Source organism: Bradyrhizobium pachyrhizi (assembly GCF_001189245.1).
GTDB classification, from domain to species: Bacteria; Pseudomonadota; Alphaproteobacteria; order Rhizobiales; family Xanthobacteraceae; genus Bradyrhizobium; species Bradyrhizobium pachyrhizi.
Genome location: NZ_LFIQ01000039.1, coordinates 90,093 through 105,606 on the forward strand (window position 1 = coordinate 90,093; position 15,514 = coordinate 105,606).

A 15,514-nucleotide genomic window follows, 5' to 3' on the forward strand; every position below is an offset into this window, starting at 1 on the left:
GAGCTACCCTAGCCGCGCCGATTGATCAGGCCTTGCGAATTTGACCGACCTTGCTTTGTTTCTTGCCTGTCATGGCATCATCGATGTGTCTGGCGACACGATCGGCGGCCGCAAGGAGGGCGGTATCAATCAGGTGAATATAACCTTCCGTCACGCTCGACCGCGAGTGGCCAACTAGGGCCTTGATCGTTGGGATCGAGAAACCGAGATCCTCAGCCGTAGAGCTAAATGAATGGCGCAAACCGTGGCAGGTAATGCCAGGAACATCCTCTGCCGATATCTTCTGAAGCCAACGGGTCAACCCGGTATGGTGCTTGCTGTTGGTCGTTATCGCAGGAAAGACGTACTTCGACTGGGACTTCGCCATGGCTTTCTTTAGGATTGCGATCACTGCCGAGCCCACGGGCCGGACGCTCTTGCCGGTCTTCGTCTTGCCTAACCTGAGGGCCATTCCGACTGTGTCGACTTCGGTCTTGAGAAGGCCTTCTACTTCATCGAGGCGACAGCCGGTCATAGCTGCCGCGCGGCTCGCCTGCATTCGCTGCCAGTGCTCGCCGTTTGCCTCCGCCATCGCGAGACACTTGCCCAGCTTGCGATAACCGGCATCGTCCAAGCGCCACTCGCGAGTTCCATCTTTCGGTCGAATGATGCCGTTTACAGGGTTGTCAGGGCGATATCCCTCACGGACCGCGTAGCTGAAGATGCCACCAAGAAGACCCATCGTACGAGCTGCGGTACCGTTCCCACCAGTGACGATCGCGCGTCCGCGCTCTTTCGTTTTGACGTCGGCGGCAGATTTCCCGCTCATTACGTCTCGCATGAAACGACCGGCATCAGCAGCAGTGAAGTCCGCGACGGTGCGGTTCCCAATGAGGGGAACGATGTGCCGCGTGACCCGCCCCTTATCGCTGTAGACGGTCGTAACGCTCTTCGTCACGCCGCGGCGCGTCAGTATGAGGCCCCGCTCAGCCTTCTCCATGTACTCCTGACAAAGCTCCTCGATCGTCATAGCACCGCGGGCGAGCTTCCGGCTTTCCGCTGGGTCAGCCCCCTTCACAACCTCCGCCAGGGCGAGCTTGGCTGCTTTGCGGCCCTCTTCTGCGGTCAGCACCCCATACCGTCCCAAGGTGAGGCGCCGGCTTCGGTTGTTGGCATTTCGATACTGGACGACGAAGGACTTGACCCCGCTCTTCTTGACCCTCAAACCGAAGCCGGGAATTTCATCATCCCAGATGAAGAGGTCGCCGCCTGCAGCGGTGGCTGCATCGGCAATGCGCTTGGTGATCTTGGGCATGGGTAAGCAGAGGGTAAGCAGTTGGCGGGGAACCAGGGCAAATCTCGGGAACCAAGAAGTCTCTCAAGAAAGCCTGTAAGATACGGGTTTTGTTGCAAAAAGTAATATCAACCCACCAATCGCAAATCAAGGAAAACCTATAACCCTTGCCCTCCGAAGGCAAAGGTCACACGTTCGAATCGTGTCGGGTGCGCCATTTCCGCTTCGTTTGCCGCCGTTCAATTGCAGCCATTGCTGCGCTCCCCGCGGGTTAGGGGATTCTTGCAACAACGTTGGGCCGGTTTTTCTCGAGCCAAGCGACGGCCCCGGGTCCATCGACGACACACTCGAAAGTTTCCCAGGTTGGGTCCTCCAGAGATTCCAGTTGCAGTCGCTTCGCCGCATACTCAACGAGGTCGTGCAGGCGTTCGTATCCTTGTCTGTGCTCGAGGGAATCTGCAATCGCAGTGCTGGTCCATCCTCGTTGGGCCAAATCGATAATGCTCGGAGCGTCAGCCTCGCTGAACCACGGTGTGGCATCGAACTCGATACAGCGAACATTGTCGGCGGTATGACAAGTGGCGTGGATCATTGGATTCCTCCGTTGCCCGGCTAACTACCTGCGCCAGCATCACACTTCTCATGTCGCTGCCTCGCACGCCGTCAGGCCTTGACCAAGTCCCCCAGCAGGTTCGCCGCCACCGTCAGCTTGGCGAGGGTCAGGCCGCTGGCAGCGATCTCCTCGACCGAGCGGCGGATACGCGTCGCCTCGGGGTGAGCCGCGAGCCAGGTCTCGACGGCCTGCTGGCCAGACTGGCCGGTTGCCAGCATATCGGCGGCCAGTCTCCTTTCGGCGCCGGCGATCTGCTCGACGGCGCGATCGATGGCCATGCGTTCGAAATAATCGTTGGCCGGCACACTGCGTGCGGCGGCGATGATGCGGTCGAGACGGAAATTCGCTTCGGCGGCGTAGAAGGTCGCGGCGGCATCGCCGATGGGGCGCGTGGTGCGCTCGGCAACCGTCACGATGTCGGGAGCCGAGATCAAAGCGTCAAGATCGGCGAGCTCGCCGGCGAGGCCGGCCGGGACACCGGCGTCGGCGAGTTCCTGCCGCCGCTTGACGCGCGCGGCTTGCAAGTCCGGCGGCAAGGCAGCGTCGAGCCCGGCGACGATCTGGCGGATCGCCGGGCCGAAGCGCGCGACGACGGCCTCCAGCCCATCCTTGAAATCGGCATTGCGCACGTACCAGACCATGCGGGAGAGCAGGAGGTCCTGCACTGAAGCGTAGAGGGACAGCTGCAGCTGCCCGTCGATGCAGGCATCGAGCGCGTCGATCGCGTCATTGAGCCACTTCAGGCCGTAGCATTCGTCGACCGCCACATAGGCCATGACGATGGTCGGGATATCGGCGTCGGTCTCGTCGATCAAGCGCACGACGCAGGCCGGGCCGCCGCGATTGATCACCGCATTGGCGAGACTGGTCGCGATGATCTCCCGCCGCAGGCGATGCAATCCGGCCGCGGTCGGGAATTTGTCCTGAACCTCGCGCGGAAAATACTGGGATAGTTCGCGGGCAAGATAGGGGTCATCGGGCACGCTGGTGACGAGCAGGTCATCGTAGAGGGTCAACTTGGCGTAGGCGAGCAGCACGGCAAGCTCGGGCCGCGCGAGGGACTGGCCGCGGCGTGTGCGCTCGGTGAGCGCGGCGTCGTCGGGCAAGAACTCCACAGCGCGGCTGAGCAAGCCGCGCTGTTCGAGCGACTGCATCAGGCGGGTGAGGAAACCGGTCTCGGCCACACCCTTGCGCTCGGCCAGCGAGAGCGCCAGCGTCTGCAGATAGTTGTTGCGCAGCACCAGCACGCCGACCTCGTCGGTCATCGCGGCAAGCAGGCTGTTGCGGTCAGTGGGACTGAGGCGTCCCTCGCGCTCGGGGCGCGCCAGCGCGATCTTGATGTTGACCTCGACGTCGGACGTGTTCACGCCGGCCGAATTGTCGATGGCGTCGGTGTTGAGCTTGACGCCCTTCTGCGCCGCTTCGATGCGGCCGCGCTGGGTAACGCCGAGGTTGGCCCCTTCGCCGATCACCCGGGCGCGCACGTCGCCACCCGCGATGCGGATTGGATCGTTGGCGCGGTCCCCGACCTGATCGTCGCTTTCCCCGGCGGAACGGATATAGGTGCCGATGCCGCCAAACCACAACAGGTCCGCGCGAGCCTTCAGGATCGCCGTCATCACCTCGAAAGGCGTGGCTTGCGGCTTGTCGAGATCGAGCAGCGTGCGCACTTCCGGCGCAAGCGGGATCGCCTTGAGCGAGCGCGAGAACACGCCGCCGCCCTGCGAGATCAGCGACTTGTTGTAGTCCTGCCAGCTGGATCGCGGCAGATCGAACAGGCGCTTGCGCTCGGCGAAGCTGGTCGATGGATCGGGCGAAGGATCGATGAAGATGTCGCGATGATCGAACGCCGCCACAAGCCTTGTCGCCGGCGAGAGCAGCATGCCGTTGCCGAAAACGTCGCCCGACATGTCGCCGACGCCGACCGCGGTGAACGGCATGGTCTGAATGTCGGTGCCGAGCTCGCGGAAGTGGCGCTTGACCGCCGTCCAGGCGCCGCGCGCCGTGATCCCCATCTTCTTGTGGTCATAACCCTGGCTGCCGCCGGATGCGAAGGCATCGCCGAGCCAATGGTTCTTCTCGGCCGAGATCGCGTTGGCGACATCGGAGAAGGTGGCGGTGCCCTTGTCGGCGGCAACGACGAGGTAAGGGTCGTCGCCGTCGTGGCGCACGGTGGATTCGGGCGGCACGACGATGTCGCCGTCGAGATTGTCGGTGAGTTCGAGCAGCGAGCGAACGAAGATGCGATAGCTTTCGGTGCCCTCCGCGAGCCAGGCGTCGCGCTTGGAAGGCGGCGGCAGGCGCTTGGGCACGAAGCCGCCCTTGGCACCGACCGGCACGATCACGGCGTTCTTGACCTGCTGCGCTTTCACCAGGCCGAGGATCTCGGTGCGGAAATCCTGCGGCCGGTCGGACCAGCGCAAGCCACCGCGCGCCACCTTGCCGAAGCGCAGGTGAATGCCTTCGACACGAGGGGAATAGACGAAGATCTCGTAGAGCGGTCGTGGAGCGGGTAAGTCGTCGATCCGGCGCGCCTCGAACTTGAAGGAGATCACCGGACGCGGATGTCCATCCTCGCCGATCTGCCACAGATTGGTACGAACGGTAGCCTGCACCAGATTGGTGAAGCGGCGCAGGATGCGGTCTTCGTCGAGCGAGGCGACGGATTTGAGCTGTTCCTCGATCTCGGCAAGCAAAGCCGTCTCACGCGCCGCGCGCTCGGCGTCCGTCAAGGCGAGGCGCGGATCGAGGCGGGTCTGGAACATCGCGACCAGGCTGGCCGTGATCGCGGCGTTCTTGCGCAAGGTCTCCCACATGTAATCCTGGGTGAACGGAGCGCGGATCTGGTGCAAATAACGCGACAGCGCCCGGATGGTCGAGACTTCCCGCCAGCTTAGCGCGGTGCGCAGGATCAGGCCGTTATATCCGTCGGATTCGGCGCGATCGGTCACCACCGCCATGATCGAGGCTTCCAGGCGATGGCTGAATTCCGGGTTGATCTCGATGGGCTGGCCGTCACTGGTCTCGATCGTCATGTCGTGCAGCCAGACCGGCGCAGGCCTGGTACCGGGCACGATCTGATAGGTGCGTTCGTTGACCACGCGCAGGCCGTGATTTTCGATCACCGGCACGCGGTAGGACAAGGACAGCGGTACGGCGTCCGAAAACACCTTAAGGCCGAAGCGCCTCGGATCGTCGCCTTCGATGCGGTAAGCCGAAATCGTAACCGGGCGGGCCGGCGTCAGCTTTTCGACGGTCGTGATATCGGCGATCGCCTGTTCCGCGCCGAACACCTCGGTATAGCCGCCGCTGAAGGCCTGGGCATATCGGTTGGTGAGCATGCGCGCCCGCATGCCATCGGTCGACGCGGTGAGCGCGGCCTTCAGCTTGTCGGCCCAGGTCGCGGCAATGGCGCTGATCCCGGCCTCGAGCAGGGCGCGGTCGACGACGGGCGTTTTGCCTTCATAGCGTCCGATGATGAAGTGGACACGCGCAAGCGCCCCTTCAGGGAATGATACGTAGGAGGCGGACAGCTTCCCTTTGTAGGCCTGCGCCAAAAAGGCTCCGACGCGCGTGCGGACGTCGGTGTCGTATTTGTCGCGCGGAATGAAGGTGAGGATGGAGACAAAGCGATCGAACTTGTCGACCCGCGGAAGCGCCCGGACGCGCGGACGCTCGTAGAGGATCAGGATCTCGATGACGAAGTTGTAGAGCGTGTCGACGTCGATCTGGAACAGTTCGTCGCGCGGATAATCTTCGAGAATATGCATCAGCGCCTTGCCGGAATGGCCGTTCGGGTCGAAGCCCGCGCGCTGCAGCACCCGCGAAACCTTGTGGCGGACATACGGGATCTGCCGTACAGAGCGAGTATAGGCGCCCGAGGTGAAAAGGCCGACGACGCGCAACTCGCCTTCGAGCCGGCCGTCGGGCGAGTAGAGTTTGATGCCCACATAATCCATCCGGGTGCGGCGATGGACCCGGCTGGAGACATTGGCCTTGATGACGATCAGCAGGGTCGGCTCGTGCATGAACTCGCGGATTTCCGGCGTCATCACCACCATTTCGCTGCCTCGGCGCAGAACCTTCACGTCCGGATCGCGCAGGATGCCGAGGCCTTCGCCGGTCGTAATGTCGTCCGACGCGTCGCTGTCGGGCGAGAAGCGATATTTGCGCACGCCGAGGAAAGTGAAATTGTCCGCGCAGAGCCATTGCAGGAACTGATTGGCTTCGGCGAGTTCGTCGATCGGCAGCGGCGGCGGATTGGAAGAGAACGTCTTGATCGCTTCCTCGACACTGTCACGCATGACGCGCCAGTCGGCAACGCAGGCGCGGACATTGTTCAACGTCCTGGTCAGGCCGTCGATCAGCTTCTGGCGATCGGAATCCGCGTCCAGGCGGGTGATGTGGAGATGAATCAGGCTTTCGCGCGCGCCCTTTGCTCCCTCCGGCAGTGCTTCCCCGTAGAATCGCAACAGCTTGCCCCCTTCATCGCGCTCCACGGCGATGATCGGGTGAGCGACCAGGGTGACCTCGAGGCCCTGCTCGGCGAGCTCCGCCATGGTGGAATCGAACAGGAAAGGCATGTTGTCGTTGAGAATTTCGAGCACGGAAATCTCGCGCCCGTTCGGCAACGTCGGATTGACGACGCGGATATCGGCGCTGCCGGCCGTGCGCCGCTGCACGTGCTCCCAGGCCTGTTCCGCCAGGAGGGCAAGCGAGGCGGCATCGTAATTGGCGAGATCCTCGATATTGGTGTAGCCGAACAAGGGCTCGGCAAAGGCCCGGGGGCTCTTGCCCGCTGGCACGCTGCCCGCTGCATCGCGGATCAGGGCTGCCCGGGCCTTGTCGTCACGCCACGCCATAATGTCCTCCATTTGCCGTGCCGTCCGATCGCAGCCGCGACCATCCGCTTGATTCTGGAGTGCATCTCTTCGTGCGCCGCGATCGAATGCTAACACGAAATCCTAGCTTCGACGGCCGCCGACGACAATACTACGATCCCGCAGCGAACGGCGTACGCTGCCGTGAGGCGTGCTGAATTTCGCTTGCGAAAGCGGATGGGCCGAAGTCGGCGGCGACGGCGGCCGAACGCCCAGGCAGGAAAAATCACATGCAATTTCAATTATGTATGGGTTCGCGCCACCGTTCGGCAGGGATGTCGTATCTGACGGTGGCGGTCAGCGAAGGCGGACAGCGGCTGCACTCAGGTCAGGTCTTTCGGCATCGTGATGCCGAAGCGGAGAATCTGGCGATGGATGGTCGAGCGATCGACGCCGCGTTCGCGTGCCACCCGCGAGACGTTCCAGCGATTGTTGCGCAACGCCGCAAGTAGCGCATCGGCTTGCCGCGACGTCGCCGCTCCGCCACGTACCGGCTTTCCGGATATCTCCTCACCCAGGGGATGAGCGATCCGGTCCGGCAGATCGACAAGATCGATCGTGCCGTCGTTCGACAGCGCGCAGCCATGATCGAGCGCGTTGATCAGCTCGCGGATGTTGCCGGGCCATTGGTACTTGAGCAGCGCGCTGCGCGCGCTTGCCGTCAGCGCATAGTTGGCATTGTGCTCCGTCGAAAGCCGATGCAGGGATTGATCGATCAGCCACTCGATATCGGTGCGCTGACGCAGCGGAGGCAACGCAAGCACCGCGCCGTTGAGGCGGAAATAGAGATCCTCGCGAAACTGCCCCGCCCTCACCAGCGCGACGAGGTCGCGATGGGTGGCAGCTATGACGCGGACATTGAGCGGGACCGGCCGGGTGCGGCCGACCGGCGTCACCTCGCGCTCGGCGAGCACGCGCAACAGGCGCGTCTGCGACGAGATCGGCATGTCGCCGATCTCGTCAAGGAACAGGGTGCCGCCGTCGGCTTCGAGCACGAGACCCTTCTTGCCCTTGGCCGCCGCTCCGGTGAAGGCGCCCGCCTCGTGGCCGAACAGCTCGCTCTCGATCAGGCTTTCCGGCAGCGCGGCGCAGTTGACGGCGACGAAGGGCCTGCCTGCCCGCGCACTGACCGAATGCAGCGCCTTCGTCAGGTGCTCCTTGCCCGTGCCGGTTTCGCCGGTGATGAGCAAGCCCATCTGGGTGTTGATGAGCTTGGCAGCGCGCGTCACCACATGATGCATGGCGGGATCGCCGCGGAACAGGTTGCGCAACGGCGTCGGAAGCGCCGACTCGCTGCGGGAGGACGCCGGCGCCACCAGCTTGTTCGGGGGCGGCAAGGTCTGCGCGAACAGCGTCGCGCCGCTATTGGCTAGCCGCAGTATGCGTTGGCCGGTGGGGCGCGAGTGGGCGAAGCGCGGCAGATCGTCGATGGTGCATTCGAAGATGTCGGACACGCCGAAGCCGTCGGCCCGCAGGCGCAGGTCCGGACGCTTGGCCAGTTCGCGGGCGAGCAGCTGCCTTGCGCGATTGTTGAAACCGATGATGCGGCCGTTGCTATCGACGGCCATGACATAATCCGGATCGACATCGGCGAATTCCGCGGAGCCGGACAGCTTGATGATCCATTCCTGCCGGAAACGGTTCAGCAGGTTCGCATTCTCGATCTTGTGGGCGAACGACTTGACCAGTTGCAGCGCCAGGAACTGGCTGGCCTTCGGCTCCGGCGAACGCAGCGCGGAGATATCCAGCACCGCAGCGAGCTTGCCGCTCGGATCGAAGACCGGCGCGGCCGTGCAGGTCAGCGGAATATGGGTGGCGTCGAAATGGTCGGATTGATGCACCGTCAGGGCTTCTTCAGTGGCGATGCAAGTGCCGACTGCGCAAGTGCCGGCATGCGGCTCGTTCCAGTCGGCGCCGAGATAGAGGCCGGCCCTGCGAAGCGTGTTGTTGAATGTCGGGTCGCCGATGAAATCCACCGTGATGCCCCTGGCATCGGTGAGCAGCAGCACGTAGCCGAGTCCGGCGATCTGACGATACAGCATCTCGACGCCGAAGCGCGCCGTGTGGAGGAATTCGTCCATGGCGTCGCGATGCTCGCGCAGCCGTCCGGACGTCACGATATGAGCGTCGCGCAGCACCAACGGATCGAGCTTGTGTTCGGAGACGCATCGTACCCACGACTGATGGATGATTGCATCACGCGCGCTGGTCTGACCGACCGCAACGCGAACCAGCTCGTCGATGTGCGCAGCCCGCTCCGTCGTCACGGCTGATGCTCCTGGATGTTTCCCCGCACGTTGTTGCGTCAAGTGTCACTCGGATTGTGCCGCCGATCAAGTTTGTTGCGTGCAACACCTGTTGCATGGCGCAACAAGTGAGGCGGCCTGGCGCCGGCAGTTAACGCGAGGAAATGCCGAGCGTTTTTCGAAATGCGCGGCAGTGGCATGAGGCTTGCTGACATGGTGGTCGAGGCAAGATTCGACCTCGCTAACGAACGCGCCGGAACCACGACGCAAAGGCGATCGACGCCGGCATATGGGAGAATGAGACATGCTCACGAAGGCCCCGGACGGAAAGATCACCGCGCTGCTCGACGAGTTCAACGCCGCATTGTCGACGGGTGACATCGAACGCGCGATCGCGCTGTTCCAGACCGATTGCTACTGGCGCGATCTGGTCACCTTCACCTGGAACATCAAAACCATGGAAGACAAGGATCAGATCCGCGACATGCTGAAGGCGCGGCTTGCGGACAGCAAACCATCGGGATGGCGCATTGCCGATGGCGAAGCTGCCAGCGAGGCCGGCGGCATCATCGAGAGCTGGATCGAGTTCGAGACCGATGTCGCGCGCGGCTATGGTCACCTGCGCATGAAGGATGGACGCATCTGGACCTTGCTCACCACGATGGCCGAGCTCAAGGGACATGAGGAGAAGTCGGGCTTTACCCGTCCGCTCGGCGCCAAGCACGGTCATGGCAAGGACCGCAAGAGCTGGCGCGAGGAACGCGACCAGGAAATCACCGAGCTTGGTCACGCAAAACAACCCTATGCGCTGATCATCGGCGGTGGGCAGGGCGGCATTGCGCTTGGCGCGCGGCTGCGGCAACTGAACGTGCCGACCATCATCATCGAGAAGAACGAACGCGCCGGCGATTCTTGGCGCAAGCGATACAAGTCGCTCTGCCTGCACGATCCGGTCTGGTACGACCATCTGCCTTATATCGACTTCCCGAAAAACTGGCCTGTGTTCGCACCGAAGGACAAAATCGGCGACTGGCTGGAGATGTACACGAAGGTGATGGAGCTCAACTACTGGAGCTCGACCACGGCGAAGTCGGCCAAGTATGACGAGAAAGCCGGGGAATGGACCGTCGTGGTCGAGCGCGACGGCAAGGAGATCACGCTCAAGCCGAAGCAGCTCGTGCTGGCGACCGGTATGTCGGGCAAGGCGAACTGGCCCACCTACAAGGGGCAGGACATCTTCAAGGGTGAGCAGCAGCATTCCTCGACCCACCCGGGGCCGGAGAAATATCGCGGCAGTAAGGTGGTGGTGATCGGCTCCAACAACTCCGCCCACGACATTTGCGCGGCGCTGTGGGAAGGTGGTGCCGACGTCACCATGGTGCAGCGCTCATCAACGCATATCGTGAAGTCCGACACGCTGATGGATATCGGGCTCGGCACGCTTTATTCGGAGCAGGCGGTGGCGAGCGGGATGACCACGCGCAAGGCCGATCTGATCTTCGCCTCGCTGCCCTACAAGATCATGCATGAATTCCAGATCCCGCTCTACGAGCAGATGCGCGAGCGCGACAAGGATTTCTACGCCGCGCTGGAGAAAATCGGCTTCATGCATGACTGGGGCGACGACGGCTCCGGCCTGTTCATGAAGTACCTGCGCCGCGGCTCGGGCTATTACATCGACGTCGGCGCCTGCGATCTCGTGATCGACGGTTCGATCAAGCTCAAGAGCGGCAAGGGCGCGGCGGTGCAGGAACTGACCGAGACCGGCGTCAGATTCGCTGACGGCACCGAACTCCCCGCGGATCTCGTCGTCTATGCCACCGGCTACGGCTCGATGAACGGTTGGGCCGCCGACCTGATCTCGAAGGACGTCGCCGACAAGGTCGGCAAGGTCTGGGGTCTTGGATCCGAGACCACCAAGGACCCCGGCCCGTGGGAGGGCGAGCAGCGCAACATGTGGAAGCCAACCCAGCAGCAAGCGCTGTGGTTCCACGGAGGCAACCTGCACCAGTCGCGGCATTACTCCCAATATCTGGCGCTGCAACTGAAGGCGCGGATGGAAGGCATCCCAACCCCGGTCTACGGCTTGCAGAAGGTTCATCACCTCGGTTGATCGACCGGGCAATAACGAGATGTCGGGCGGATCGTCGTGCGATCCGCCCGGCCTCGCCTCAATGATGAGCCGACACGCTCTTCACGCATTGAGACAAGAGATCATCACCGGCAAAGTGGCCCACATCGCCCAGGCTGATCATGCCAACCATCCGCTTGCTCTTGTTGATCACCGGCAGTCTGCGGATCTTCAGCGTTTCCATGTGATGTATAGCTTTCGTCAGATCGTCGTCTTCCCGGCAGCAGTGTATGCCTTCCGTCATCACATCCCGCGCCGTGGTGCGCGCAGAGTTGAAGTCCTTGCTCGCGAGACCTTTGCAGACGAGGTCGCGATCCGTCACCATCCCGATCAGACGATCGTCTTGCCCGATCGGAATGCAGCCGATGTCGTGCCCTTGCATCAATTTCGCGATTTCGGTGATTGGGGTGTCGGGGCTTACCCAATCGACGCCCTTGTGCATCACGTCCTTGACTTTCATGGAGGACCTCCCGTCCAAGGCAGCAGCCCCCTCGCTCGCAACTATACAGCAGAGCTGGCGCGACTGCATGCGTGCTGCGCCTTAAGGCGCGGTGAAACCGGGTCGAAGCGTCATCGCGCTAGAGCCCCTTGCTTGAGCATGATCTCCGCGCAAGCGCGTTCCTCCCTTGTCTCGGGAGAGAGCCGCTTCGCACCTTTCCGGATCATGCTCCGGTCGGGGCGCACCGATAGACGGTCCCGCTGTCACGCCGCCTCAGTCGTGCGCACTGAAGCTGCCATGCAGGGAACCGGCGGTCAGGCGTGCGAATTGCGCACGACCGAGATGAAGCAACGTCTCATGATCGCCAGCTTCGATATAGATCTCGGGCTGCATCCGGATGCTGTCATCAACGATAACGTCGAGCCCGTAGCAGCTGCCGGCGGCGGGAACCGCCCCGTGCGCACAGTCCGCGAACAGCCGATCGATCTCGCCTTCAGCGGCCATGGCGATATCGTCACCGAATCTCGCCCTGAGATCCGCCAGCCTGAGGTGATGCGATGCCGGCAGCACGGCGAGCAGGTACCCGTCGTTGCGGCGCAGCACAATGGCCTTGGCCAAGCGATCGCCCGAGACGTGACAAGCCTGGGCGGTAAGGGCGGACGACATCGTCAGTACGTGCGGGATTTCGTCGTACTCGATGTTTTCTGCAGCAAGGTAGTTGTGCAGTCTGGGAGAAATGGTCATGGCATCACCTCCGGTGCGACATGCAACCATCCACCGTGGTCCTGCCCGCCGCACGATGAGCGGCTGCGTGGTTCTCAAGACAGAACATAGGTCTTGTCGCAGGACACTGCAATTCGATCCCTAACGGGGGCGCCGCGCCAGGTTCAAGTTCCGGGCCTTGTCCAGATTGCGGGCCTCGGCCAGCGTGGCCGCGCTCGGCAACAGAGCCGACGCAAGGTCGGCCTCGGTGAAATCTGCGCCGGCGACATTAGCGTCGGATAGGTCGGCTCCCGCAAGGTCAGCTCTGTGGAGGCTGCAGTTCGCCAAATTGGCGTTCTGCAGTTGCGCGAATTCGAGATCGGCGCGCGAGAGATTGGCGCCGCTTAGATCCGCGTTCCGCAGATCGGCGGATTTGAGCACGCCACGCATCAGGCCCATCGATTGGTTGCGCATATCAGCGCTCAGATCGGCGCCCGCAAGCCTGGCCCCGATCAGGGTGGCGCCGGAAAGATCGGCGGTTATCCGAGCGCCGCTCAAGTCGGCGCCGCCAAGCCTGGCACGCTGCATCTGCGTGCCGAGCAGCGATGCCTTGACGAGGGACGCCCCGGTCAAGTCTGCGTCGATTAGCCAAGCCTGGTTCAAGATAGCCCGATCGAAGCGGGCGCCTTTCAGATTGGTCCGGTTGAGCTTTACGAGATGAAGGTTGCCGCCGGTGAAGTCGAGGCCCGAGAGATCGAGGTGCGACAGTCGCTTTCCATCCAAATCCGCAGCGCGTCCGTCCCCTTGAGGGACCGACTTGAGGAGCGCGTCGACCTCGGCGCGCGTCATCTCCGACGTCGTCATTTCCGGACTGTTGAGGTCGACACTCCGCAGCATGTCCTGCGACACGGCGTCAGTCGGATCAACCAGGAGCGCCGCTATCGACACAAAGGCAAATGCGAGACGAAACGACATCGCCGTCTCTCCGCCGCTCAGTAACCCGGTATCGTCTCTTGCATTCTCCGGGTTGGCCGCGCCGTCAGGTTAGCTGGCCGGCTCCGGCCTATGCCAGAGTATGAAACCGGATATCGATCCTGGCAATGCCAGTGCCGCGTCCGAGGGAGGCTGCCCGCAAGCGCAAAGTGCCAGATTTCGGTCCGAAGAGGCGCGACAGGAAGAACGATCCGCCGCTCGTCGCCGACGGCGCGACGCGGCATCTGCTCGGCGATAGCTCTCACGACGATGCCTACATAACGAGACTCACAGGGGCGGGCGCACGAACGTCCGTCCAAAGTCGCCGAACGCGCCCTCGTCGGCAAATCTCCCGAGCTGATCGTCGCTCCAGCCGAGCCATTCCGCAAACACCTCGCGCGTGTGTTCGCCGAGCATTGGCGGCGGCGTGGAAGGTGGCGGCGGGACGTCGCCGAATCGCGTCGGCCTCGCGATGAACTTCACATCTCCCGCGGCCGGATGGCCGATGGTCTGGACCATTCCGCGCTGCGTGAGCTGAGGCGTTTCGCAGACCTCGCCGACCGACTTGATCGCGCCGCACGGAATGCCTGCCACACCGAGCGCCTGCAGCCAGTCGGCGCGACTCCTCCGCGCGAAGATCGGCGAAAGGATCGCGACGAGCTCATTGCGGCTCGCCGCGCGCTTCGGGGCGGTGGCGAAGCGCACGTCTTCGCGCAACTCCGGACGGTCGATGACGCCGCAAAACGCCGCCCAGAACTTGTCGTTCGCGACCCCGACATTGATCCAGCCGTCACTCGCCTCGAACGGTTCATACGGGCTGATGGTCGGATGAACATTGCCGCGGCGCTTCGGGCTTTGTCCCGAGGCGAAGTACATGCCGGCGTTGAAGGTCAGCAGCGATGCCATGGCGTCGAGCATGGAGACGTCGACCCGGCCGCCCTCGCCGGTGCGGCTCTTGCGCATCAGGGCAGCCAGCACCGAATGCGACGCATAGAGGCCCGTGACGAGGTCGGCGATCGACGTGCCGACCTTGGTCGGCGGCCCATCCGGATCGCCGGTAATGTGCATCACGCCGGATTCGCCCTGCAGGATGAGATCGTAGCCAGGGCGCGCGGCGTCGGCGCCGGTGCGGCCGAACCCCGAGATGCTGCACAGGATGATGTCGCCCTTGCGGGCCCTCAGCGCGTCGAAGCCGAGCCCCCATTTGTCCAAGGTACCGGGGCGGAAGTTCTCGATAACGACGTCGGCGACGGATGCAAGATCGAGCACCGCGTCGCGCCCGGCCGGCGACTTCAGATCGATAGCACAACTTCGCTTGTTGCGGTTCACCGACAGGAAATACGCACTCTCGCCGCCGATGAACGGGGGGCCGTAACGGCGGCTTTCGTCGCCCTGTCGCGGATCCTCGATCTTGACGATGTCGGCGCCGAGATCGCCGAGCTGCATCGTGGCAAACGGGCCGGAGACCACCCGGCAGAGGTCGAGGACCCTGATGCCCGACAGCGGCTCGCGATCAGACGATCGCATCGGCGAGGTCCTTCATCGACGGCACCAGGATGTCGGGCTGATGCGGCGTGATGCCGAACGGGCGGCTGCGCCGGTCGATGAAGGCCGTCCGCATGCCGGCGGACTTGGCGCCGATGCAGTCGAAGGCATGATTGGCCACGAACAGCACCTGCGCCGGCTGCACGCCCATGATCTCGGCCGCTTTCGTATAGGTCGCGACATGCGGCTTGAACGAATTGGCCTCCGCCACCGAGATCACCCGATCGAACGGGACCTTGTGGTATTGCTTCGCGGTCTCGAGCATGTCGGGATCGCCGTTCGAGAGCACGACGAGCTTGTACTTGCGCTGCAGCTGTGCGAGTGCGTCCGGCACCTCCGGAAACGGCACCAGCTTCTCGATCTCGCCCACGAGGTAGCGCACATCGTCCATCGTGTAATCGATCTTGGCGCGGTCCATGACGTGGGCAACCGCGCGGTGCCCGATCTCGCGATAGGGCGTGTGCTCGCGATGCAGCAGCGCATCGATCATCGAGTTCTCGAAATGCGTGCGACGCCACCACGTGACGAAGGAGTTCGGATCGCCCTTCCAGCCCTTCTTCGCGAGGAAGGGCGCCGCGATCCTGGTCAGGCCGCCCTGCATGTCGACGACCGTGCCGTACTGGTCGAACATGCAGATCTTCACGTCACGCTTGATCGTCTCAAAGCTCATTGATGCCTCCTTGGTCCTGATCGATTGATACGCGCTGCACCAT

General features: G+C 63.1%; 10 protein-coding genes and 1 tRNA gene. 2 read left to right on the top strand and 9 right to left on the bottom strand.

What is annotated here, in order from left to right:
- Window positions 1–25: 25 nt before the first annotated feature.
- Window positions 26–1,294, bottom strand: a complete 1,269-nt coding sequence (locus AKL29_RS05240) for a tyrosine-type recombinase/integrase (RefSeq protein ID WP_050383371.1) — start codon at window positions 1,292–1,294, stop codon at window positions 26–28.
- 6 nt (window positions 1,295–1,300) lie between these two features.
- On the opposite strand from AKL29_RS05240, the gene AKL29_RS41635 reads away from it, so the two are divergent.
- A tRNA-Arg gene (locus tag AKL29_RS41635) sits at window positions 1,301–1,490 on the top strand.
- Between the two features lie 54 nt (window positions 1,491–1,544).
- On the opposite strand, the gene AKL29_RS05245 is transcribed toward AKL29_RS41635, so the two are convergent.
- The 3 genes from AKL29_RS05245 to AKL29_RS05255 form a co-directional block, all read right to left on the bottom strand.
- Window positions 1,545–1,865 (bottom strand): hypothetical protein, encoded by a 321-nt coding sequence (locus AKL29_RS05245; protein ID WP_050383372.1) that lies wholly within the window; start codon window positions 1,863–1,865, stop codon window positions 1,545–1,547.
- A gap of 71 nt (window positions 1,866–1,936) precedes the next feature.
- A complete protein-coding gene (locus AKL29_RS05250) occupies window positions 1,937–6,760 on the bottom strand; it encodes an NAD-glutamate dehydrogenase (RefSeq protein WP_050383373.1) in 4,824 nt (1,607 codons plus the stop codon).
- A 329-nt stretch (window positions 6,761–7,089) separates the two neighbouring features.
- A complete protein-coding gene (locus AKL29_RS05255; protein ID WP_050383374.1) occupies window positions 7,090–9,033 on the bottom strand; it encodes a sigma-54-dependent Fis family transcriptional regulator in 1,944 nt (647 codons plus the stop codon).
- Window positions 9,034–9,316: 283 nt separating this feature from the next.
- Between AKL29_RS05255 and AKL29_RS05260 the strand changes: the two genes are divergently transcribed.
- The gene (locus AKL29_RS05260; protein ID WP_050383375.1) at window positions 9,317–11,125 is read left to right on the top strand and encodes an NAD(P)/FAD-dependent oxidoreductase; all 1,809 of its coding nucleotides are present in this window, start codon (window positions 9,317–9,319) and stop codon (window positions 11,123–11,125) included.
- Between the two features lie 58 nt (window positions 11,126–11,183).
- Here AKL29_RS05260 and AKL29_RS05265 read toward each other — a convergent pair whose 3' ends face one another.
- The 5 genes from AKL29_RS05265 to AKL29_RS05285 form a co-directional block, all read right to left on the bottom strand.
- Entirely contained in the window at window positions 11,184–11,603 is a 420-nt protein-coding gene (locus tag AKL29_RS05265; protein ID WP_028335592.1) for a CBS domain-containing protein, read from the bottom strand.
- Between the two features lie 252 nt (window positions 11,604–11,855).
- Window positions 11,856–12,326 carry an aminoacyl-tRNA deacylase gene (locus tag AKL29_RS05270; protein WP_028335591.1) on the bottom strand — a complete coding sequence of 157 codons (471 nt, stop codon included), beginning with the start codon at window positions 12,324–12,326 and terminating at the stop codon, window positions 11,856–11,858.
- A 120-nt stretch (window positions 12,327–12,446) separates the two neighbouring features.
- Window positions 12,447–13,259: a pentapeptide repeat-containing protein gene (locus AKL29_RS05275; protein ID WP_050383376.1), complete on the bottom strand. Its 813-nt coding sequence runs from the start codon at window positions 13,257–13,259 to the stop codon at window positions 12,447–12,449.
- A 285-nt stretch (window positions 13,260–13,544) separates the two neighbouring features.
- On the bottom strand, window positions 13,545–14,783 hold the full coding sequence (locus AKL29_RS05280) for a CaiB/BaiF CoA transferase family protein (protein ID WP_028335589.1): 1,239 nt from the start codon (window positions 14,781–14,783) through the stop codon (window positions 13,545–13,547).
- A complete protein-coding gene (locus tag AKL29_RS05285) occupies window positions 14,770–15,471 on the bottom strand; it encodes a haloacid dehalogenase type II (RefSeq protein WP_050383377.1) in 702 nt (233 codons plus the stop codon). Before AKL29_RS05285 ends, AKL29_RS05280 begins: the two co-directional genes overlap by 14 nt.
- Window positions 15,472–15,514: the final 43 nt, after the last annotated feature.